This is a genomic window from Nostoc sp. UIC 10630 (genome assembly GCF_010747425.1).
Taxonomy (GTDB): Bacteria; Cyanobacteriota; Cyanobacteriia; order Cyanobacteriales; family Nostocaceae; genus Nostoc.
On the sequence record NZ_JAAGOG010000149.1, the window covers coordinates 1 to 21,190 of the forward strand.

30 protein-coding genes are annotated in these 21,190 nt (G+C 41.8%); 15 read left to right on the forward strand and 15 right to left on the reverse strand.

The window, feature by feature from the left end:
* The 3 genes from G1O98_RS27025 to G1O98_RS27035 all read right to left on the reverse strand — a co-directional run.
* Positions 1-1,677, reverse strand: a 1,677-nt coding sequence (locus G1O98_RS27025) for a DUF3854 domain-containing protein (RefSeq protein WP_163934447.1), incomplete at its 3' end; no start/stop codon positions are given.
* Between the two features lie 1,129 nt (positions 1,678-2,806).
* The gene (locus G1O98_RS27030; RefSeq protein WP_152592908.1) at positions 2,807-2,989 is read right to left on the reverse strand and encodes a hypothetical protein; all 183 of its coding nucleotides are present in this window, start codon (positions 2,987-2,989) and stop codon (positions 2,807-2,809) included.
* Positions 2,990-3,087: 98 nt separating this feature from the next.
* The gene (locus tag G1O98_RS27035) at positions 3,088-3,282 is read right to left on the reverse strand and encodes a hypothetical protein (protein WP_152592907.1); all 195 of its coding nucleotides are present in this window, start codon (positions 3,280-3,282) and stop codon (positions 3,088-3,090) included.
* 297 nt (positions 3,283-3,579) lie between these two features.
* Here G1O98_RS27035 and G1O98_RS27040 point away from each other — a divergent pair, with 297 nt between their 5' ends.
* From G1O98_RS27040 to G1O98_RS27060, 5 genes are all read left to right on the forward strand, one after another.
* Complete coding sequence (locus tag G1O98_RS27040) at positions 3,580-4,695, forward strand: ParM/StbA family protein (protein ID WP_163934450.1); 1,116 nt, start codon at positions 3,580-3,582, stop codon at positions 4,693-4,695.
* Between the two features lie 3 nt (positions 4,696-4,698).
* Positions 4,699-4,932, forward strand: a complete 234-nt coding sequence (locus tag G1O98_RS27045; RefSeq protein ID WP_163934454.1) for a hypothetical protein — start codon at positions 4,699-4,701, stop codon at positions 4,930-4,932.
* Positions 4,929-5,153 (forward strand): hypothetical protein, encoded by a 225-nt coding sequence (locus tag G1O98_RS27050; RefSeq protein WP_163934457.1) that lies wholly within the window; start codon positions 4,929-4,931, stop codon positions 5,151-5,153. Before G1O98_RS27045 ends, G1O98_RS27050 begins: the two co-directional genes overlap by 4 nt.
* 94 nt (positions 5,154-5,247) lie before the next feature.
* On the forward strand, positions 5,248-5,454 hold the full coding sequence (locus tag G1O98_RS27055) for a hypothetical protein (protein WP_163934461.1): 207 nt from the start codon (positions 5,248-5,250) through the stop codon (positions 5,452-5,454).
* A 38-nt stretch (positions 5,455-5,492) separates the two neighbouring features.
* Positions 5,493-5,729, forward strand: coding sequence for a hypothetical protein (locus G1O98_RS27060; RefSeq protein ID WP_163934464.1), 237 nt, complete (start codon positions 5,493-5,495; stop codon positions 5,727-5,729).
* A 129-nt stretch (positions 5,730-5,858) separates the two neighbouring features.
* On the opposite strand, the gene G1O98_RS27065 is transcribed toward G1O98_RS27060, so the two are convergent.
* Entirely contained in the window at positions 5,859-5,999 is a 141-nt protein-coding gene (locus G1O98_RS27065) for a hypothetical protein (RefSeq protein WP_163934467.1), read from the reverse strand.
* Positions 6,000-6,021: 22 nt separating this feature from the next.
* Between G1O98_RS27065 and G1O98_RS27070 the strand changes: the two genes are divergently transcribed.
* The 4 genes from G1O98_RS27070 (at position 6,022) to G1O98_RS27085 (ending at position 9,613) form a co-directional block, all read left to right on the forward strand.
* Positions 6,022-6,465: a hypothetical protein gene (locus G1O98_RS27070; protein ID WP_163934470.1), complete on the forward strand. Its 444-nt coding sequence runs from the start codon at positions 6,022-6,024 to the stop codon at positions 6,463-6,465.
* A gap of 8 nt (positions 6,466-6,473) precedes the next feature.
* Positions 6,474-7,145 carry a hypothetical protein gene (locus G1O98_RS27075; protein WP_163934473.1) on the forward strand — a complete coding sequence of 224 codons (672 nt, stop codon included), beginning with the start codon at positions 6,474-6,476 and terminating at the stop codon, positions 7,143-7,145.
* A 72-nt stretch (positions 7,146-7,217) separates the two neighbouring features.
* The gene (locus G1O98_RS27080) at positions 7,218-7,796 is read left to right on the forward strand and encodes a hypothetical protein (RefSeq protein WP_163934476.1); all 579 of its coding nucleotides are present in this window, start codon (positions 7,218-7,220) and stop codon (positions 7,794-7,796) included.
* Positions 7,793-9,613: a hypothetical protein gene (locus tag G1O98_RS27085; RefSeq protein ID WP_163934479.1), complete on the forward strand. Its 1,821-nt coding sequence runs from the start codon at positions 7,793-7,795 to the stop codon at positions 9,611-9,613. Before G1O98_RS27080 ends, G1O98_RS27085 begins: the two co-directional genes overlap by 4 nt.
* A 176-nt stretch (positions 9,614-9,789) precedes the next feature.
* Here the strand turns inward: G1O98_RS27085 and G1O98_RS27090 are convergent, their stop codons facing one another.
* Positions 9,790-11,100, reverse strand: coding sequence for an IS701 family transposase (locus G1O98_RS27090; protein WP_163934520.1), 1,311 nt, complete (start codon positions 11,098-11,100; stop codon positions 9,790-9,792).
* A gap of 131 nt (positions 11,101-11,231) precedes the next feature.
* On the opposite strand from G1O98_RS27090, the gene G1O98_RS27095 reads away from it, so the two are divergent.
* Together G1O98_RS27095 and G1O98_RS27100 are read left to right on the forward strand one after the other, a co-directional pair.
* Entirely contained in the window at positions 11,232-11,801 is a 570-nt protein-coding gene (locus G1O98_RS27095; RefSeq protein ID WP_163934482.1) for a hypothetical protein, read from the forward strand.
* A 102-nt stretch (positions 11,802-11,903) separates the two neighbouring features.
* Complete coding sequence (locus G1O98_RS27100; RefSeq protein ID WP_175586886.1) at positions 11,904-12,308, forward strand: hypothetical protein; 405 nt, start codon at positions 11,904-11,906, stop codon at positions 12,306-12,308.
* 181 nt (positions 12,309-12,489) lie between these two features.
* Here the strand turns inward: G1O98_RS27100 and G1O98_RS27105 are convergent, their stop codons facing one another.
* Positions 12,490-12,999 carry a hypothetical protein gene (locus G1O98_RS27105; protein ID WP_163934489.1) on the reverse strand — a complete coding sequence of 170 codons (510 nt, stop codon included), beginning with the start codon at positions 12,997-12,999 and terminating at the stop codon, positions 12,490-12,492.
* Positions 13,000-13,250: 251 nt separating this feature from the next.
* On the opposite strand from G1O98_RS27105, the gene G1O98_RS27110 reads away from it, so the two are divergent.
* Positions 13,251-13,400 carry a hypothetical protein gene (locus tag G1O98_RS27110; RefSeq protein WP_163934492.1) on the forward strand — a complete coding sequence of 50 codons (150 nt, stop codon included), beginning with the start codon at positions 13,251-13,253 and terminating at the stop codon, positions 13,398-13,400.
* A 107-nt stretch (positions 13,401-13,507) separates the two neighbouring features.
* Here the strand turns inward: G1O98_RS27110 and G1O98_RS27115 are convergent, their stop codons facing one another.
* From G1O98_RS27115 to G1O98_RS27150, 8 genes are all read right to left on the reverse strand, one after another.
* On the reverse strand, positions 13,508-13,807 hold the full coding sequence (locus tag G1O98_RS27115) for an HNH endonuclease (protein WP_163934495.1): 300 nt from the start codon (positions 13,805-13,807) through the stop codon (positions 13,508-13,510).
* A gap of 151 nt (positions 13,808-13,958) precedes the next feature.
* Positions 13,959-14,402 (reverse strand): hypothetical protein, encoded by a 444-nt coding sequence (locus G1O98_RS27120; protein WP_163934498.1) that lies wholly within the window; start codon positions 14,400-14,402, stop codon positions 13,959-13,961.
* Between the two features lie 262 nt (positions 14,403-14,664).
* Positions 14,665-14,979, reverse strand: coding sequence for a hypothetical protein (locus G1O98_RS27125; protein WP_228058512.1), 315 nt, complete (start codon positions 14,977-14,979; stop codon positions 14,665-14,667).
* 377 nt (positions 14,980-15,356) lie between these two features.
* The gene (locus G1O98_RS39085; protein WP_175586885.1) at positions 15,357-15,770 is read right to left on the reverse strand and encodes a hypothetical protein; all 414 of its coding nucleotides are present in this window, start codon (positions 15,768-15,770) and stop codon (positions 15,357-15,359) included.
* 375 nt (positions 15,771-16,145) lie between these two features.
* Positions 16,146-16,475 (reverse strand): hypothetical protein, encoded by a 330-nt coding sequence (locus tag G1O98_RS27135; RefSeq protein ID WP_163934505.1) that lies wholly within the window; start codon positions 16,473-16,475, stop codon positions 16,146-16,148.
* 169 nt (positions 16,476-16,644) lie between these two features.
* On the reverse strand, positions 16,645-16,899 hold the full coding sequence (locus G1O98_RS27140) for a hypothetical protein (protein WP_163934507.1): 255 nt from the start codon (positions 16,897-16,899) through the stop codon (positions 16,645-16,647).
* A gap of 143 nt (positions 16,900-17,042) precedes the next feature.
* A complete protein-coding gene (locus tag G1O98_RS27145; protein ID WP_163934510.1) occupies positions 17,043-18,065 on the reverse strand; it encodes a tyrosine-type recombinase/integrase in 1,023 nt (340 codons plus the stop codon).
* A gap of 191 nt (positions 18,066-18,256) precedes the next feature.
* Positions 18,257-18,592, reverse strand: a complete 336-nt coding sequence (locus G1O98_RS27150) for a type II toxin-antitoxin system VapC family toxin (RefSeq protein ID WP_243458550.1) — start codon at positions 18,590-18,592, stop codon at positions 18,257-18,259.
* Between G1O98_RS27150 and G1O98_RS27155 the strand changes: the two genes are divergently transcribed.
* Genes G1O98_RS27155 through G1O98_RS27165 form a run of 3 tightly spaced genes read left to right on the forward strand, consistent with a single transcriptional unit; the run spans position 18,566 to position 20,626 of the window.
* On the forward strand, positions 18,566-18,889 hold the full coding sequence (locus G1O98_RS27155; RefSeq protein ID WP_202985825.1) for a hypothetical protein: 324 nt from the start codon (positions 18,566-18,568) through the stop codon (positions 18,887-18,889). The genes G1O98_RS27150 and G1O98_RS27155 overlap by 27 nt on opposite strands.
* A gap of 40 nt (positions 18,890-18,929) precedes the next feature.
* Positions 18,930-19,682, forward strand: coding sequence for a ParA family protein (locus tag G1O98_RS27160; RefSeq protein WP_073644214.1), 753 nt, complete (start codon positions 18,930-18,932; stop codon positions 19,680-19,682).
* Entirely contained in the window at positions 19,682-20,626 is a 945-nt protein-coding gene (locus G1O98_RS27165; protein ID WP_163934513.1) for a ParB/RepB/Spo0J family partition protein, read from the forward strand. Before G1O98_RS27160 ends, G1O98_RS27165 begins: the two co-directional genes overlap by 1 nt.
* Before the next feature lie 142 nt (positions 20,627-20,768).
* Here the strand turns inward: G1O98_RS27165 and G1O98_RS27170 are convergent.
* Positions 20,769-21,190 (reverse strand): hypothetical protein (locus tag G1O98_RS27170; RefSeq protein ID WP_163934516.1); only part of this gene is annotated, 422 nt, incomplete at its 5' end.

The window sequence follows — 21,190 nt, forward strand, 5'->3', positions numbered from 1 at the left end:
GTCATCAATTGCTGAACCATCATTGAGCGCTCTTTCTAGCTTTTTAATAAACCGCTTACTGTCGCTGACCATCATCAACTTTTTACCCATCATCAGTTGAGCGTGAAACTCGGCAACGATCGCGCTGCTGTTTTTCCCCTCGTACCAATAAACCTGGCGGCCCCCAGAGCGATACTCATTTTTGATGATGTAGGGTTTCTCACCAGCCGGTCGCAAATTCATGAAAAACTCAATGGTCAGGTCATCGAGGTGAGCATCTGCCAACACTACCAATTTGGCGTTGTAAACTAGATACTCAAGCACTTCCAGAATCGCCCCTCTGTGTTCTTTGCAGGTTTTGGACTTTAGCAAGTGAGCGAGGTACTGACAGGCTTCATCAATAAATAGAATGTCATAAGCCTGTAAATCGTTCGCCATTTTATACAGAGAATCCACGGTAATGCTGAGAGCTTTTACCTGACCCCAGTCCCCGCAAGAAATCGCGGAGTACATTGCTGTTTGTAAGCGATCGCTGAGATTCTTGAGCAGAGTGACCCGATGCCCATTGTTCAAAAAACTGAGTTGGGGGTTCTCTCTTCTGAGAACTGCCAAGATTTCAGTCTTTCCTGTTCCCATATCGGAAACCAAACCAACTAACCCCGATTGAGGCAGAGAGTGTATTGCAAGTGAGAGATAGCGAGTATTAACTGTCACATTGGGCTTGTACTTGTAAAGTCCCCTAGCTCGGTTAATGAAAAATCTTTGCTTGTACTCGCTGATTCTCAAGGCATCAGCAATCATTGTGGTCACGGCTTTATCCGCCTTTTTACCCAAAGCCACAACCCAATCGTCAATTCCTTTCTCTGGCCCTGGCAGCAGCGCTACTTCACATTGGCAACAAAGTTCTACAATTGCAGAAGCTGTGCGGCGTGTGGCTTGAAAAATCTGCTGTTTGGTTTTGGGTTTGCTTTCGTAGTCGAATAGAACAACGAATTTACGCCCTTTTTGAGTCATTGGGACTAAATCAGGGTGAAGTCTTTCTAAATCCTCTTTGCCCACTCGACCATTCCAGATTCCAGGGAGTGCGATCGCCACAAAGCCCAAAGTTAGGAGACAACCTGCTTTCTTCTCTCCCTCTGTAAGGATTACAGGGATTTCGGGATGTGCCATTACCCAAGCCCAAAAACCTAACGCCTCTCCTTCTTCGGTAACGGTAATATGTTCTGGCATCGGTACGTTATACCGGAGTGATACCAACCGCCATAAATGTAGGGGCATTCTCAAGTAGGTAACTCGGTTGGGAGTTTTGGGTGGTGATTCGTACTTGACTGGCTTTTGAGTTTGCTGCTGTGTTGTCTTGTCCCATTCCAGTCTGGGATAATCTGGTTTCATCCGTCCCCAGTCCATCGCCAACCAATCATTAAGCGGGTCAAGTCCGCTAACCCACCATGCGCCGTTTTCCGCGTGGGCATATCGTTTCAAGTAGCCATCACGCAGTCGCCCATCGTTACGTCTGGCAGTTTGAGGTAGGGCGCATAACAGATATTCGTACACTGAGGGGCCACTAAGAGAGCGGACATTCAAAGCTGTTAACTTTGGGTCAACACCTGAACCAATAACCCACTCTTGCCAATGGCTTTGAGTTAGCTGGTCGTTTCCATTAGCTTCATTGATGCTAATTACATTGGTTTGTGCCATTTTGATAACCTCCGATAATGGTTGTATTCATCGGAGCTACCCACTGTTAATGGCTAAAGTAGCAGTGCTGGTATCAAGTGTTGCCAATAGCTAACCACTTTATCTCTACTCAGTAAAGATAAAATTTCAGATTTACAAGAAACCAATCGTCTTGACTAAAAGGCCTGAAATTAAGAGCATGAAACTCTCATGATTAGTTTTATAGGGTTGATGTCACCTGATTAAAGCTGTGCTAACTTTACCTCAACTACGCAAACATTGTTAAACTGAGATTGCTATATAAACGGTTAGGAGCCTAATTGCTAGGCGTATGTCTTGCGTATGGGCAGCTAGCCGATTTCTTATTTTTTACTTGCTTCCAAAGCTGACCAAGCGGCTGGTGTAATGTTTGGAATTAGTTTATGAATAATCAAAAATGCAGAAATCAGCCCTATGCTTTAGCTCAAGGCAAAATAAAACAGCTTTTAATTGAAAAAACAAAATATTCACGATGCTATCCTCATATACGAGGCATCTAGGCGTAAAATTCATCCCTAAATTATTTGCATCTAAGTAGCTCTTGCTGACATTCCGCTTTAAATCTAGAGTCGGGGAAAATTGTAGCGCCAGATGCCTTTTTTGCAATTTGTCCAAAAAAAGGCATAAAATATCCGACCCTGTATGCTAAGATTGCGAACAGGGGTCGAGTCGTGAGGCCTCGTTAGTTCTTCAAACAATTTTGGTGTCTGTCTGACCCGCCAAAGTCTTGGACATCAATACTGTTATCTAACGACTCCCCTTACCATTTTGACTATCCGAATATACTGCTAGTGTCGTTGCCCCCTCCTTTTTGTATTGATTGATTTCAGTCTGATTTGCAGACTTACTTTGGTAAGGTTAGCATGAAAAGCTGCTTGACAGTATCAAAACAGGCTAATCTGTTTTGTTTTGCAGGCTTGCAAATACTCAGGCATTTGCCTGAAAAACAAATCCACTCGTGCTATCCACCCTTTCAATAGACAGTTAACTCTTGAAGCAGTGTGCTTAAGCAGTTGAGTAAGCCATTTTATCAACGGTGCTAGTTCATCTAGCACCGTTTCAGTTTTTTCTAATCGAGAACATATATCTTGAACCATGTTTTCCTTTAATACTATTCGTGCGGTGTTTGGTGCTGTTCGGTTAACCATTGCAGTGCTAGCACTCTTAAAATGTGGCTCATATTCGTTTTCATGCTTGTGCAAGCCTGCTTGAGTTGCTCTCGTTCATCTTCCAGCATGAAAACCCTGACCTCTGCTGCACCTTCTTGGCGACTGGTAACTATTGGAATGCTCATAATAAGCTCTGTTTGGCTAGCTGTGTTATACGAAGCTTGCTCATTAGTATAACATTCAGGCGAATTGCTGTGTGATACGGATGAAGAGATTTCTTCTGTTAATTTTTGTGATGACTCTGGCTCAATAACTTTTTTGGAGGTTCTAGATACCCCTTTTGTACTAAGACTTCTTTTATAAGTTCGTCCAATAAGCTGCTAACAGTTTTATCCTCATCCTCTGCCCATCGCTCTAGCGCTTGTTTTACATGATCGCTCGTGACAAACATTACTCGTGGTCTTTTACCTGCTGGCATTTTTTAACTTTAAATTGTGTACCTCAGTCAAGACAGTAGCTAATTCTCAGATACTTAGCTACAATCTGTCTGATTTTTTTTTGAGAAAAGTAAATTAATTTTTTTACTTTTGCTGATAATTCTCTGAGAAAATGCTACTTTAAAGTTGTCAGCCAAAAACAGCCACAAAACAAAGGCAATAGAAGCCAGAAAGTGATGCTATGGCTAACCCCTAACTGGATGTGTGGATTTAAGGCGATTCAGCGTCTAAATTCTCCAAAGCCAGGATAAATAAGACTTTCACCAATCATCTGAACCATGACAGCTATATATTCCAATGCCAAAAACTGGCTAGTTCAAGCAGACTTGTTAGCCAAATCCGGGCTAACTGACCTCATCGCTGGGAAAGACTCAGGTGCAGGGTATGGCAAGGCAATCATCGGTGATTTTTCGATCATGATGCCAGCCGCATACTCACTTGTTCGCAACCGAAACATCATGCACCACGAAACCATCTCAAAAGATGGGGCATGGGTGCGTTATGTACAAGGAACGCGGCTTGACTTAAAAGATGTTCAATTTTTCTGGGGTAGTGCGGCTCTAGCGCAAAGTGACCACACCCTACTACACGAGGACAAAGCCAAAAAAGCAGAACTGGCATTAGAAAGCATTCTTGCAGACTTAGCAGTTTTGAATATTCCCGATGGAGTCAAGCTAGAAATTAGTTTGAGCAATCACAACCCCGAACGCTGGGGCCAAGAGATTAAACGCCGAGTCGAAGGGACTCACACCTTTGAACATCTGCACCCTGTAACTCGTTCCATTGTCACCAAGACAGTTGAGATTGTTGTTACTGGCATTTATCCCGAAGGATTCGGAAGCATTGCCCATTGCTTATTCGGTGAAGCCTCCCTGGTACTTGACCCCTCAGAATTAGCGATCGCACTCGATATCGGTTCATCAACTTGGTTGATTACCGTGTTCAACGGTAGTGGTGCAGTCATAGACCGTCACTTGATTGAAGGTGGAGCGGGTGAACTGCACTCGATGATTGCAGAGGCACTAGACAAACGAAACGACCGAGTAAGCCTGCTGTCCAAGGATGTGAAGCACTCGCCCAGTTTGGTGAACCAGGGGATTATTGAAGGCACTTTCACTTATGGAGGCAACCACCTCACGGGCAAGAAGTTTGAAACCGAGTACAGCCAATGCCTTGATCAGTGGTGGTCAAACAGGATTGAGAAATTCGCCAACTTTGTGACTGCTGGCAATTATCTAGACCGCGCTAAATACCTTGTCGCCTGGGGTGGTGGTGTTTCGCTGCCCGTGGTGGATCAGAACCTAGCCGGTTTAGGCTTTGTGATTTTGAATAATCCCCAATTCATCAATGCCTTGGGGTTGAAGCTATTAACTCAAATATCTTTGGGAGCTTAATTAATGAATTACGAATCTCGGCGTATAACCATCTCCTACCTAGCAGTAATTGAATTGTGCAAGATTTTTGATTTACCCCAAAATGCACCGACACAAGCATTATCAGCAGGTGTAGAGAAACTGATTTTTCAACACGGCAATGTGCAATCATCACCAAAACCCGAAACCGCGCCATCTACACAGCCCAATAAATCGGCACTTAGCGCAATGGTCACTAATTTCAAAGGGGCAGCATGAGCAGAACCACATTCAGAAACACGGTTTTAGGCATTGGAGCAACAGCAGCAGCGTTAGCCCTTGGCTACTTCGGAGTGCAGCAGCTTGGCAGAAACAATATGTTTACCATCGCCGCAGCCGTGGGTGGTGCAGGGGCCATCAGCTATGTACTTCAGAAACCGAGTCAGCCAGAAGCGCCAGCCGCACCAATCAAAACCCAAAGGAAAGGAAAGAAGTTGTGAGATCCCAAACATAATGCAGACACAACCCCAGAAGGGGACTAGCTCTCATTATCAGTAGTTCGGTTTGAGTATCGTATAGAAAATAGGAGGAATTATGTCACAGTCAGGGTTTGAGGCGCTTAAAGAAATGATTTCTAGAAACCTTGATAAAGGTAAAAAAGGGGAGACAACCTTTCATGGTGAACCGTCTGAAAATGTCGGCCCAATTTTAAGGGCAGCTAGCGAATTAGGTTTAGAGCAACACACTGTTTTGAAGCCAAACGGGGAGACTTACAAAATCACTCTCAAGCGAAAGAATTAGAACTTACGTGATAAAAACCCAGAGGAAACAAACAAGTCATGAGCAACCAAGACACCCAAAAGACACAACCATCGCTAACAACAACCGAAATAATGACCATCATCCTCGGTTGCGAACAGACTTTAAGGTTCGTGCAAGCATCCCCAAATTATCAACAAATCGAAGCGTCCGAAAGGTTCAGTACATCGAATGACTTAAAGATGGGTGATGCAGTGCAAGCCTTGATGGAGATTCACGAAGCGATTCTAAATATCGAGTTTTATTCGCAAGTTTGAGGGAGCAAATGTTAGAAACGACAGCCCTACAACGTAACCACTTGTATGAATTCCGTGGTCAACAACTCCGCTACAGCCACCGCTCTAATTGTCGAATCAATGCCCCTTTCATTTTCAATGACTCGAAAGCTAGACGCTTTGAACTAAGCCAAAACCAAGTGCAGAGGGAGGTTTTTGAACTTGTTGAGTTTTGTGAGAACTGATGATGAAGCGATCGCTCCCACCGACCAAAGTAAGGCGATCGCCCATCTGTGCATCGTGAGTACACATCAGACATTAAGGATTCTAACAAATGACACTCGACTACAAAAATCCCAACGATTGGGGCAAATCGCCTCTGACTGACCGCGCTTTGAGATTAGAGCAATTCAAAGCGGAAAATCCTGAAGAATGGGCAGCAAGGATCTCAGCAGATATTGAGGCACTTTCCACGCCAATAGTCGAGAGTGAAGATTACCCACCCTTCACTGGAACTGAATTCTTAGCAACTCATTTAACCATCGATGACCATCCATACTCTGCTGCATTTGGTCAATTCTTGGGTAATGGGATTGACCCTGATATTGCAAATATCTTGGCGTTTGGTGAGAGCCGATTTGATTTAATCTCTGAAGATTTTGACGACCCCATAAGGCAATTAGCAACGAGAATTTATAGCCGATTTTCAGAGATGGGTTACTGGAATGAAGTGCCCCAAGAGCCGATAAATATCGACTACGACGTAATACCTTATTAGGAGATTAAATGGCTAGAAATTACGGAGCAGCAAAACTCAAAAACCATATACCCAACAATGCCCCCGGTACGTTAGGAGCAATGGGGAGACTGTTTGATGTGTCGGCTGAAGAGTTCAATAAAGCCGTTTTAGGAGATCAAACGGTAATCACCAAAATTGCAGATATGGCGCGACTGTCTGACACAGCTAAGGCTAATCTGCCTAAAGCTTTGGAGGCATATCGGAAAATCATTGAAACCACAGGGGACGTAAACCAAGCTTATGCCGAACTGGTGCAACTGACCCAGAAGCACGGAACGCAAACACTAAAGGCTATCAACACCAGTAAGACAGGAGAGCAGCGTTTTAAAAACGAAATGACCGAAATGCAGGCGGAACACGTCAACGCCACTACTGCCGAGGCAACCCGTCACGCGCAACGCTCATCCTTGATTCAGATATCTGGGGCTACTGCCGATTTGATGGCGATCGCAAAATATGAGGCTGATTTAATCAAAGCTTCTAACAAAGTCCCAGAAGCCCAAGACGCAGCAGATCGCGCTTATGAAACCGCAGTTACTAGCGCACTGTGGACAAACGGTAGTGAAGCCAAGACCGACCGCATACCAAAGCCTAATTACTCGCGCACTGCTGGCATTAGCCGAGTAGGGCAGTGGTTCCGCAACTTCATGGGCATTTAAGCCATAAGTAAGTCGAAAGCCAGTTGTTAGCAAAAACTCTGGCTTTTTCTGTTTCACCCACGCGAGGTAAACATGAATGAAATTGATTCCCTATTATCGCAGTTCCAAAATACCAGTGAACAGTCCACACCAATGCTCTGGGGTGAAACTACTTCAGAAAAACCGACCCCGGAGAGCGAAGACGGCGAACGGTTAGAGCAATCCATTCGTGATGTCTTCAGTAACAAACAACTGCTAAACAAAGCACTGGCTACATTCTTGGGAGTGTTCACCGCCAATGCTGGAGTCAGCCTACTCACAACTCTTGGAATTGGGGCAATGGCTTCTGGCACATTGGGCAGCATTGTACTGGGGCTATTCTTCGCCAATACCCTGACCAAGCTTCACTACTCAGGACAAATCCACATTGACAAAGATTTTTTGGTAGCGACCGCCCAAACCGCAAGTGTAGGAGCTTCGCTGTGGATTGCCTTTGATGAATATAGGGCAGTGTCAGAAGCAACTAATACAGGTAAGACACGGTTCTATCAGGAGGTTAAAACCTACGAAGTTAAGCCAACTCCCAAGAGTGAAATACCTTGGGGCTTGATTGGGGTAGGTGCTTTTGTGTTGTTGGTGATTGCAGCAATCGTCAGGGGAACAAACCAATGAAACGCAAACAATTTGAAGAATACTTGCGTTCGGGAACAGCCAACAATATCACTGTGGGGCTGCTGGCAACCATCGGGTTAATTTTTGGGGCAAAGTCATTTACAGGAACTCAGATTAGTTTAGTTGAATATTGCTTCATCCCCGAAAAGCTCACTCATCCAGTTAACCGTCAAAGGTACTGCACTCCCAACAAGCGTTACATAATGCCCGAAGCGGAGTTTTATGCTGAAGCTTACACACCAGCTAACCCAGAGTTTCAACGTGATAACTTCTTGCCAACCAAAGCTACCAGATTAAGAATTATTCCACCAAGCAACCCTGATAAGGCTTTGTGGGGATTAGCTTCAATGTTTTTTCTAGGAGGAGCCTATGGGTTATCCAAAGCTAGGGAATGGCGATTAGTTCAACTAATGCCTTCAGTTAGGGAAGAAATTCGTAGCAACTGGCTAATTTCTAAACTTTGGTACGGGTTAAGGCTCCATAAGGAAGCATATAGCGCACAACTAGATTACGAATTTCACCAATGGTCTGAGAATAAACGGGTAAGAACCGCGCAGTTGTCACAAATGACACCGCAAGAGTTAGCCATCTTTCAAGAGCAGGTACGTTTGAGGGCAGAAGCCGAAGCACGGGCGCAACTACAGCAGGCAACGGGTCAGCCAGCCGGGGCATTGCCGGGACAGTCAATGCAGGATGTTGCCAGGGGTGATGATAAAGTAACCGGAGGACAACAGCAGACATTACAACAGAATGGTGGAAATCTTCACCCATCAGAAGCGCTTGCCTTCAACACTTTGCAAGCCTTAGCCAGAGCCGATAGTTCCACTGCTTTAGTTGCCGCACCGGGAAGCGGTAAATCTGTCACCCTCAATTATTTGATTGAGAAAATCCTTGCAGATTGTCCAAGTGCCGATATTTGGGTGATTAGTGCTAAGAATGATAGTTTCTGCGGTTTACGAGAGAAAGAGAGAGTAATTGTCTTTGACGGGGAAAACCCAGACTTAGCTAAAGACGTAATTGATAACTTTTACCTCAACTACAAACAGCGTAAACAGCTACCAGAATCAAAGCGCGAATCCTTACCACCATTGATTCTAATTCTGGATGATTGGCTAGTAATTGCTGACCAATTAAGCAAGCTTTACTCTGATTGGAATTATGGGAGTAAATTGCTTGATGTTCTGCTGATTGGTAGAGAGTTTAATACTAAGTTTATTGCTTCCCTACAGTCTTTTAATCTGGCAGCATTGGGCATTGAAAAAATGGATGCTCAAACGAGGCTGTGTCTCAATTTATTGTTGTTAGGTAACAGGTATATCAAGAATGGAAGGGAGCAAGAATCTTATGGGGTGCTGGAACTGATTTTAAATAGAGGTGACATTATTCCAGGTAAGCAAGAGCGGGAACAAATCAAATCTAAATATCTGGAAGTTAAAACAGTCTCTTATCAAAACTTGCGCCCAGTTATGATTGCTTCCGTTGGGGGTTTTGTCGTGGCATTGATGCCTAAATTATCTAATCAAGTCAAGCCGATTGCTTCGGAGCAGGAATATTTAGATAGAGTATTTGACCTGGAATTTAATTTAAGTCCGGCTCACCAGATACATCCAAAGCCATTATCTGAAGTAGCGAAAAAGATTTATGAATACTTCCAGAATGTCAAGACTAAAACACCAAAAACATTACGTGATTTGAAGAAGGCAGACAGGTTATCTGGTTATTCCGAGTCAGAATTAATTGATGGAGTAGCTGAATTAGTTAAGACTGAGAAGATAAATTCTGATGGCAATGATAGCTATTCCCTGCCTGATTGGTGAAAGGATTGCCGTAATGCCGTGGTCATAAAAAGGGATGTATAACTTGCTTTTCTCGGTGTCTACGGCATCCGGCAGCAATCACGGCAATCCATACCCTGTATAGGTCGTAGCCTACGGCATGGTTACGGCATCGCGGACAACCACGGCAGAAGTATCAATAACCCTCTTTTGTCACTTTAAGCAGAGGAAAAATGAAAATCAAGGTTGAACAGGAATGTAAAAATTGGAGAAGTGAGGTTATAAACAATCGATTGGAGTTTAGTAAAACCACTCAACAATTGAGGAATAGGAAAAACTGTTAACCAAGGATATATTAAGTTAAACAAAGTAAAAGGTTGAATGATTAAGCGAAGATTGTTTAGAATGTTCTTCCAACCCTTTCCATCATCCCACCTTTGATGTGAAGCAAATTTTGATTCTGGTTGTGGTGAAGATGAACGCAGAGTTTCTGAATGTAAGCTAACCATCAAGTAGCTACTACAAACAATCTCCCACCAGCGTTCAATATCTGGATAATGAGTCAAACGATAATCAGCCCAACCCAATTCATTTTTACTTTGCTTTAAGCCATATTCAACCCAAGTTCTTAATCCATAAAAATTACCGACTTCCCTTGGTGTAATGTCGGGATAATTACTCATCACATACCAAGTAGAGTTTCCTGGCAATTTTTCAATGTCTGTTGTGATCTGCCAATATCTGTGTTCTCCACGTTTTCCGTGAATTATCTCTCTAATAAATCTTTTTTCACTATTAAGGTCAGAAAACACTCTTTTGAATTTTTGCCAATCTAAATATTGAGTACGCTGCTTTGGAAGTAGCTCTACATAATGATTTGAACGAATCGCAACTATGTAATTGAGATTCATTTCATCTAACACAGATATAAAATTAGTACCACTCTCACCATATAAACTATCTGCCAATACCAAATTGAATTTAAAGCCCATTGACTTGAGCCTTTTAATCAACTTGGCTGCTATTTGTGGTTTGGTTAGATACTTATCTTCTGGCTTCAATGTTTCACGAGGCTTGTATACTTCAAATAGTAATGGAAAAGTCATTCCGCAGAACACACCATACGCTGTTACTACAACAATTCCATTCTCAATTTTTCCTAAATTTCCTATATACTGCCTTTTGACATAATCTGTTGACGAGCCTTTTTTTCTATCTCCAGTTTCATCAATAATTAAAATGATTGGTCTACCTTTGATTACTTCTAAAATTAGTTCTAAACGTAAAGCTCTTAACTTTTCTATATCCCAAGGCGATTTAGTTAAAAAATGATGTAAGCCCTGCTGGTTATCCAACCCTACGATTTTTGCTATTTCTGGTAAGGTTTTCCGTTTTAATTCAGAAATACACCCCACATGTAGGTACTTAAATGCTTCAAAGCTCCTAACATCTGAAAATAGCTTTTTATACCACTGACAATATTCGTCTACGAATTTGACTGTTGGCGCAGCTGGTCGAGACTCAAACATTATCCCTGTAATGCTTTCATCGTTTTTACCCAATTATTCTCTCATAATAGTGACAAAAGAGGGATAAGAAATCAGCCCTCTAAACAGCCCAATGTTATTACATATTATTTAGCTTACACAAGTTTAGCCTTGTGTTCTGGCTCTATTCAGTGCTTGTTCATCGACAACAATTTGTCCGTCAGTCTGCACCCATCGCTGTTTTCCGGGACAATAATAGTGGATTTAACCTTGATTCTGCACTCGGTAGCACAAAGGAGTCGATAATGGGAGAAGCCAAAAGGCGCAAGAAATTAGACCCCAATTGGGCTAAATCAGGGGGATTCAGTCAGCCCAACAAACCAAAAATTACCTACCTGACTGAAGAACACCCCGACTATCAAAAAGCCAGTGAGTTAAAAAATACCTTTTACCCTGACAAAAACTTTGTTTACCTAGTCCGCCTAGACTACTCAGATGGTGATTACTTCGTGGGGGCAGTAAACGCATTCTTGCAAGGTACTGAGATTACAGTCAACGCGATTTGGTCAGCTAACCCCAATTCTCAACGCACAGGTCTAGAGTTATTACAAAGTATTCGTCGAGATATTGGTTTGAAAGCCAGAGACGACATGAATCAATCATCTGTTGCAATTGACGACATGAATCAATCTAATGTCGTAATTTACGATATGACTCAATCGAATGTCGTCAGTTGCGAATAATACCCCACCCTGTTCTCAAGGACGGTAGCTGTGGAACATACAAGGCATTTTCAGTCCAATATCAAGTTATCCTTTTAAGTTGATTGCAAATGGGTGTTCGACATGATTGATTTACTCTCTAAGGATTTAAAGCACTCCGAGAAATATAAAGGTTGTAGTATTGATGTGTGGCGTGATGACAGGCGCGGTTGCTACTTAGCTGAATTATATGCCCCGGTACGCAACAGAATGTTGATGCAACAAAGGCAAGCATTCTCAGATATTCAATCGGCTGTAGCTTACATGAAAGAACAGATCGATAAATACTATTCGCAAGGCTGGTATAGAGACTGCATTATTGACGTGTGGTTTGATCTACGCCTTGGCTGCTACTTGGCTGAATTATATGTACCCGTGCATGAAGAAATGGTGCTACAAGAAAGCCAGCCATTCCCAGATATTCAATCGGCTCTAGCCTCTATGAGGGAGCAAATCGATAAATATTACTTGAATGAGGTCAGACAGTAGTTCAATAACATCAGTCAGGTTTGGGCGCATTCACATCAGGGTAAAGAGTGCGATATTGTGACCATTGCTGTCGATAAAACTCTATTCCAGCCTGAGTAATAACCAGCTTGGTTGAGTGCTTACCGTCTTTGTTCCAGTAGCCAACTTCCTTTACTAATCCACTTCCTTGATAATCTCGTAATCAAAACCTTGTCCACTGCCAACTAAACCCGGCGTAATCCCCAAAGTTTAAGCCACTGTCTATTCCTAATTCACCAGCTTCATACGCTGTAGCTAGTGCCTCCCACTGCCTTGGTTTTAATTGTCCTTTGGGTGGTTTTTTGGGTGCTGATTCACCCAATCCAGCACGAGCTACAGCACGTCCAGTTGTGGTGAGCTTGATAGAAATTAGTTCGCCGTCATAATAATTACATTCAATTAATTTGTGTCGTTCCAAAACTTGAAGAGTGGAACCTAAACCCTGGTCAACTACACCCGCTTGGGATAACAACTTGTGCAATAAAGTTTCATAGCTTGTTGGTTCAAAATAATATTGCAGATTACGCCATACAGATGCTTTCTCTCTGATTGAACCTAATCGCCAACCTTCTTTTTGTGCTGCCTCCACAAACTGGTCAGCACGGTAAATGGCGGTGAGGGTGGCTTGCTGCCGTTGGTTAAGTTTTTCCCACAGATGAAGGTGTTTACTCATCACTCATATCCCAGAGCATTCTTAAAGATCCATCGCCTTATCTGCTGCCGACGCATTTTCAGTCCAATATCAAGTTATCCTTTTAATGTCCGTGTGCAAAAATAGTGATTTTCAACCAAATAAAAAGAGTAAGACTTTTAGAATCCATGAAATTCTCAGATTTACATCGCGGCGATTTCTAAAGTTTTCCGAACGGCGAATATACCTACAAAAAAGTAGGGGATACAGTTGCAATGCCCATGTGCAGCCGAATGAACCACTTAGCAGAAGTTAGCACAGAAATCGAAGTTATCGGCGTAAAACCAAGCGCTTACTCCCGTGATAGAGAGGAAAATATGCCCGACTTTGAAGGGCTAACCTGGGAACTCCAATGCCAGATGGCAGAAATGGGAATTCAATAAAACTATTCAATTTACTTGGTTCTTGCTCCCGCCCAGGAATCAGAGATAAAGGTAGTTCATTCTGCTGGTGGCGCTTTTGCAGTACCTTAGTTCAATAAGAAGCTGGCTCAAAATAAAGACAGTTGTCCTGGCGATACATTTCCCCTGCGTCGCGTATGAAAACTGAGGTGGCAAGCTGTGCATAAGGCATATAAGTTTTCTTGACGATTATCTTCTGGCAGAAAATTTTTATGATGTACTGTTAGTGTTAGCGCCGTTCTAAGAGAACGGGAAAGTTCGGACGTATCATCATCTGGGCGAATGCACTGCAAGCCACACTTGGAGCAACGCCAGCCCACCGATTGTTTGACTTCCAGAGCAATATCTGACCAATTTTCTGGATAACGTGACTGAGATTTTTTGGGCATTTCCTGATTCTAAAAGTGCGTTGCAATTTAATTATCAGTTCTTGAATATGAGTAATCTACTATAAATGGAGTTCAACATAGTTAGGGGTATACTATGTGGTTTTGGGAAAAGGAATCGGTTTGAGCCAGGATTAAATGCAACTAGAAATTTTTAAACAATCTTAAAATCTTTCCATCCCCAGGCAAGCCCATGCCTACTAATCAAGAATTCTTTTCCGATTTTCTCTCGTATTCTGTTGCATTCAGCTAAAAGCTGTCGATAATCATCAGGGTAAATATCTGCATAACTTCTAGCGCGGGTCAGCAATTGACGCTGATTTTTTTGCCATTCCCAAGGTTGATACCACCATGAAGGGTAGAAGTCTGCCTGTGGAGTAATCACCGCATAATCACGCCCCTTTTGGATGTCCTCTAGATCCCATGCTGGAAGATATGCAAGTAAATCAGTCTCTGCCCACCATTCTTCGATAATTGCTGTACCATCATCATCGCGCGTACCGATTCGCTTTCTAGCTTTGATGCGAATTTTTGCATTCCTTGCAATCGCGGCGTAATCTTCCAGTCTTGTTGCTAGTGGATTGAACTCGATCAACATGATTTAATTCTCTGCTACCTCAGCACCTATAAAACTCAAATTGTGGTTGTAAAGTTATTGAAATCAACGATACTAGGTTAATCAAGAATATCAAAGGTCAAGAAAATTCCCTTATTTTTTGTCTCTACTAAAAGTAATGTATCAATGAAGTTCCCTGATAAACGCATCAATCGCCTTAAGAGCCACTGACTGCCGCCCTCATTTTACGTACCCGCTAAACCACTTATATTAAATAATACTTTCAACTCATTCCGGTTCATCACTATTCACTCGGTGGCGAGGTAGTCATCACTTGTATAACCGTATCATCATGACCGAAGCGTGCTTCTGACCAAGTAGAATAACGCTGCATTCTTCCATGATGAGGCCCGCCCAAAACCATTGTTTCAAAAAGTAAGGGGGGGTCTCCAAAAGTTAGATCAAACCCAGCAAAAGTAGTTGAAATTTTGGAAGAGCCAACTGTAGTCTCGGCAACTAGATGTTTTGCTGAATCTTGTGCTGAGTGTAAATAATCTTGCCATTCTGACAATGAATTAACAGCAACAGGTGTATGTCCGACGAGTTTGTAATAACGCATGATTGACAACGATTAAATAATCTTTTGGTTTTTTATATTCTAGAGGCTGCCGCCCACAGATTGTTTGACATCAAGAGCGATATCTGACCAATTTTCTGGATAACGTGACTGGGATTTAGAAGGCATTTCTTGATTCTCAAAATGCGTAGCGATTTAATTACCAGTTTTTTGATAAGAGTAATCTACTATATATAAGCCCATTTTTGTTCTGAATGAAGATATCAGCCCAATGGAATTAGCAACCGACCAGCAGATTCAACAGGCTCTATTGCAACTAAGTAGTCCATATTTGGAACCTAAGGAAGAACTGGCGAAGCTGTCACCAAGCGCAAACTAAACAATTTAGTTTAAATATCAAGCATCACCATCTAAAGCCCTTAAATAGATACAGTTAAGATTTTAAACAACCAGTCTTCTAGAGGTACGCCGAATTCTTCTGGAATCTGTTGTTGTATCTTGGTGTATTGAACCTGATTCCAATATGCAGGATTAAATATACTGTGCGGAACTTCTACATCAACTAATTGTGGATTTTCCATAACACGACACCACATTCTGGCTCGATAATCAATTGTTAGGTTCCCACTCGGCAACTCAATCCAATAATGCGGTGACACTTGACCATGCCCAATCCATTGGAATGAACCGCAGCAAATTATATGTTCAATACCCTTATTAAATAAAATAGTAGAGATAACTTTGCTATGCCCATCACACTCCGTTGGAGAATTATCCCAAATATCTAATTCTTCACGTAGCTGGTCAATAAAGTCATTATTCATGACAAGCATATTTATTCTCCCTCAACCATTTCTTCAATTTTCAAATAATAGGAAACTTCTGTCCGTTCTAACTCCATTAAAAAGCCAGTTAATGCAAATGGACATTTACAATTTAGTTCTTTTTCTATCAACTCAGCATTTAGGTTATATTCTTGACACACAATCTCAAAAATATCTTCAGTGGTTAATTCTAGATTTTGATCTAATTCCCAAACTCGCCCTTCTATTAAGTGGATATCATCTCCTTCTGGGTAAGTAATTTCGGTTTTATAAGCGAAAATTTATGTCAGCTATTTGGGATGTCATTTTTCAATCCCCTCTGATTTGACGACATAAATACTAAAAGCCTCTGTCATTGCGTAATTCCCTTTTCAACTCACCAAGTTAACTAAAAAGTTGATTTAAAATATTGTTTATTTGCCCGGAAAACCAATAAGAGCAGCTATGAGCAGCTTCATTATAATTAGCATCCAGGCAATTTTCAGCATTTTCTAATCTACCAATTGAGCCTTTGATTTCAATTATTGATATTTGTTCGCCTTCAGCTTCAATAATTTCTTGTACTCTTGACTCTGGGAGTTTTTCGGCAGAGAGCGAATCTATTGATAAGCCTGTGTCTACAACAATATTTGATAAATGATAAATTGATTTACATCCATCATCGGTACAAAATACTAAACAATTATTCCTCACGTAAATCTCAGTAATTCTCATTGTATAAATCCATGCTTTGATTAGATTCGTGTACCAAATTACCTTTTCGTCACTTGATACTTAAAACTACTAAAATTAATGTATCAATAATCATGATTGATTTCCTGTCCAAGGATTTAAAGCACTCCGAGAAATTTTTTGGCTTCAGCCAAGCTTATCAAACTCTTTTCTAGTTAGGAACTTCCCCATTTTTTCGTCGGTCAGCCTCAGCACAAGCCTTTTCATAAACCTCATAAGAGCCACGAATAAAGTCCTTTTCATAAGATGCTAAATCTTTGTATGGGATAGCGCTTTCAAGCGAGACAGCCTGCATTATCTCTTCAAAGCTTTGAAAATATCCAGGCTCAATTGCGATTGCTAACAAAAACCTCACGGAATTATTTTTAAACTCTTGATGACATAGCTCTAATGCATCTGATTTCATACTCCTACCCTTGAGAATTATTTGGATTTATAAACGGTTTTCTAGGTGATTTGATAAGTTCCGTAAAAATATCTTATCAAACATATTTAATTACCAGTTATTAAATAATATTAATCTCCTCTAATTAGTCAATATATTAATTTTTATTGATCCGAATCCTTCAACATACTCGTTAACAATTCCGACATCTCCCACAGGTCTTTATTCCTGTTGTCATCATAAATCATCAGCGTTCGCGGGTCAGCATGACGGCTCAACTTCTGCACCTTTCTGATATTCCCATCAGTTGCATCAAGTGCCGCCGTAATCGCCGAATGCCTGACCCTATGCGGAGACATGGGTTTCTTCACCCCCACCGCCTTAAAAGCAGCAGCAACTATTTTATAGACAGCATCCGTAGTCAATCTATGCCCTTCGTTATGGAAATCTAATGCTGTAAAAATTGGGAAATTGGGATTCAAATCACCTCGCGCAATTAACCAATCTGCAAGAGCATGAGCCACATCCTTGGACATATCTAAATACTCTTCATTCGTTCCCTTACCCTTCCCCAAAACTCTCAACTTGCGACCATAAAAATCAAAGTCCCCCACATTAAGATGGCATACCTCCTGGCGACGCAACGCTAAACCCCACAGCACCAGAAAAATTGCATAGTTGCGTTTACCAATCAAAGTCTCCCTATCAAATTGCTGAATTACAATAGATATCGCTTTGCTATCAACACCCCGCGTATCCCGATAAGCCAATACCTTCTCGCCTGACACATCTTCCAGGGAATAGTTGCACACTCCCAACTTCCGCCCCATTTTCGCCAACGACTTAATCGCCGCCAGCCGCCGATTGATGGTTGCCTCCCGCAACCCAGATTTAATCAACATCGCCTTGTACTTCAGCACCACCATCACCGCCTGCTCTCGCTGCAAGTGCAAAAACTCCAGCACGCTATCACCAGTTGGCGGTAAGCCCGTCATCTTCAGAAAGAAATCTCTCAAATCCTTCTCATAAGCACGCCGAGTATTGGGGTTGCGCTTATCTGCCAAGAGTTGCGCCAACACATCCGGGTCGCCCTGAAGCTGCGCGTCAAAATATCTGGCGATCGGTGCATCTAAACACGCTTCCAACTCAACCTTGATCAATTCCCCCCAACCTGGCTGATTAGGCATAAATGCTTACTAGCTCGTTATTGATAATGTAGCTTTCCAATAACGACCATCATACCTGGGTAGGGGGGTGCATCAATCAAAACATGGAGTAGAGAGCAAAATACTTCTTGCGGAAGTTGGTAGGTGTCGATTAGTAATGCTAGTTCTGTAATTTCCGGCTTTGATATCAAAATTGATAGCAGAGGATGTAGTCAATGTGTCCAATCCTCCAGCACCAAATTGGGAATTTGAGAGAAATCCTTTTGGTTACGAGTAACCATCACCGCATTTGTTGAAAGAGCAATCGCAGCTATTCGCAAATCTTTCTGTAGCCTTTTTTTATTTAGTTGCTGGTTTTCTCTGAGTAAACCTTGGTGACAAGTGTAGGCAGCAGTATCAAAGTTGAGTATTCTCACTCCTTTGAAATACTCTTGAGTAGTCCACAGTTTAGTGTAAAGGTTTACTAAGTTGGCAGATTCAGTCCGGTCATTAATTTTGACTACCCACCCGTTAAAAATTTCTTGAACTGTGACAATGGTGATAGACAAATTGATGAGTTGCAAGGAGACGATTACCGAAATGTCTCTTGGACTACTGTACGTTTTGTCAAGAGCGGTGAACTGCTCAAACTAGAGTATGCTGTACGCTGTTTTGTTGAGCAGGATTTTCCCTACTATGCTTATAGATTAGCTAGAGAATTCATAGAAGGCTATAAGCCTCAATATGGCACAGGTTTGATTCCCGAATCCGTGACTATGCTGCTGGAAGTTGCTGAGTTTTGGTGTCAGTACTATTTTGGACAAAATTTGTCACAGAAGTTTCCCAATTTGATTTATTCAACCTAAACTATGCTGTAAAACAGAATAACAAGCTTACCTGACACCCGTGACTAAAGTCATCGCAGTATTCAACCAAGCCGGTGGAGTCATGAAAACGAGCCTCACCATGAACCTCGGCTACCAACTACACCTGAAGAAACATAAAACGCTTCTCATCGACATGGACCCACAGGGAAGTCTCACAACTTTTATGGGTTTAGAACCGCACGAACTTGAACAAATTGTTGGTGATGTCATTCTCAATGAAGAAACGCCATTACCAATTCAACGCGATTTGCATGGCATGGATTTATTACCAGCCAATATTTCACTAAGTGCAGTGGAACTACAACTAGCTAGCGTCATGGCGAGGGAAATTCGTCTAAAGCAAGCTTTAGAACCTATACGCAATCAATATGATTTTATCCTCATCGACTGTCCGCCATCCTTGGGAGTGTTGAGCATTTTAGCTTTGACAGCAGGAACCCATGTTTTAATTCCGATCCAAACTCACTTCAAAGCTTTCAAGGGCACGGAATTGCTACTCGATACAATTAAACAGGTGCGAAAACATGTTAATCCTAAGCTGGCGATCGCAGGCATAGTTCCTACACTTTACAGCAATGCCAATCAAGATAAACTAATCCTGGAAGCTTTAGAACAACAGTTATCATCCCTTGCTAAGGTATATCCGGCGATTCCTCGCGCCACTGCATTTGCTGATGCTGCAATGAGTCGTCAACCTCTAGCAGTTTATGCTCCAAAGCATCCAGCAATTACAGTTTTAAAGAAGATTGCCCAAGGCATGGAGAAGCTGTAATGACAAAAAAACGCCTGGAAGTCCCTAAGATGCGTGGCGTTGAAGATTTATTAACTATGGATGTGGAGGCATCTGCTGCTACTACCATTTCCATCGACAAAATTCGAGTTGCCAAAAAACAACCACGCCGTTGGTTCGACCCCGAAAAAATGTCACAGCTTGTGCAGTCGGTACGCGAACACGGGATTTTAGAACCCTTGTTAGTCCGTCCGCTCGGCAATGGAGAATATGAATTAATTGCTGGAGAAAGGCGACTGAGGGCAGGAAAGGTAGCTGGATTAGCTGAAGTCCCAATTGTCAGTAAAGAACTGAGTGATAAACAAGCTCTGGAAGTCACTTTACTTGAAAACTTACAGCGCGAAGACTTAAACCCAGTAGAAGAAGTTGAAGCGATACTAGAACTGCTGGCAATAAATCTGGATGTCAGCACTGAAGAGGTCAAATCGATTCTAAACGTTGCTGCCAATGCAAAAAAACGTGATTTGGAATTGACGGGAAACGTTTCCCGTCAACTCGAACAGATTGAATTTATCTTGGCTGGCATTGGTAAATTTAATGCGGAAAGCTTTCGTACAAGCCGCTTGCCGTTACTCTCTTTGCCAGCAGATGTACTGGAAGTATTGCGCCAAGGTCAGCTTGAATTTACTAAAGCACGAACAATAGCACGAGTCAAAGACAGGCAACAGCGTGCTAATGTTCTCTCCTCAGCAATTTCTCAAAATCTATCGTTAACTCAAATTAAGGAACTAATAAAGCAACTGCAATCATCAGAGACAACACCAGCAGTTACACCAGAAAAGGCATTGAGCAAACGCTATGTAGAAATAGGCAAGCGTTTACCACAAGCTCAGTTATGGAAAGACGATAAAAAACGCAAGAAATTAGAGCGGCTGTTGAATGAGTTAGAAAAGTTACTCGATGAATCCGAGATGTTGAATAAGTAATTATTTGTGGTTTTAACAGATTAATGTCACTGGGCGATGGATCTGCCAATGCAGAAAAACGTGATTTGGACTTGACGGGAAACGTTTCCCGTCAACTTGAACAATTGAATTTATCTAGGCTGGGATAATAGCACAACATTTGTTATTTAGTTATCCTACTAGAGTTTGAGTGATTAATCGTTGCATTATTAGAAATAGCACCATCAATTGACTCACACGAAGTACTATTAGTACTTTTTAGCTCATCTTTATCCTCTTGATTGTTTAAAGCCTGTATATTAGCTTGTCGTGGACTCAGAGATCTAGCTTCGTTAAATTCATGTATCAACTTAGTAAGCTCATCACTTTGTTTTATCAAAAAGAAGCAAATAAGCTTGAAGTCATCTGTATTAGGTAGCTTATTTTGTAAACCTCCTTGATTTAAAATTTGTAAGTCTAAGTTACGTTGAAATTGGGAAAACTTACTATTAAACTTAGCACAAGTATCATAATTTTCCGCGGGGCGAACAGTATTATTTATTACCCCTAATAATATAGTTATAATACCAAATATAAATATTATTT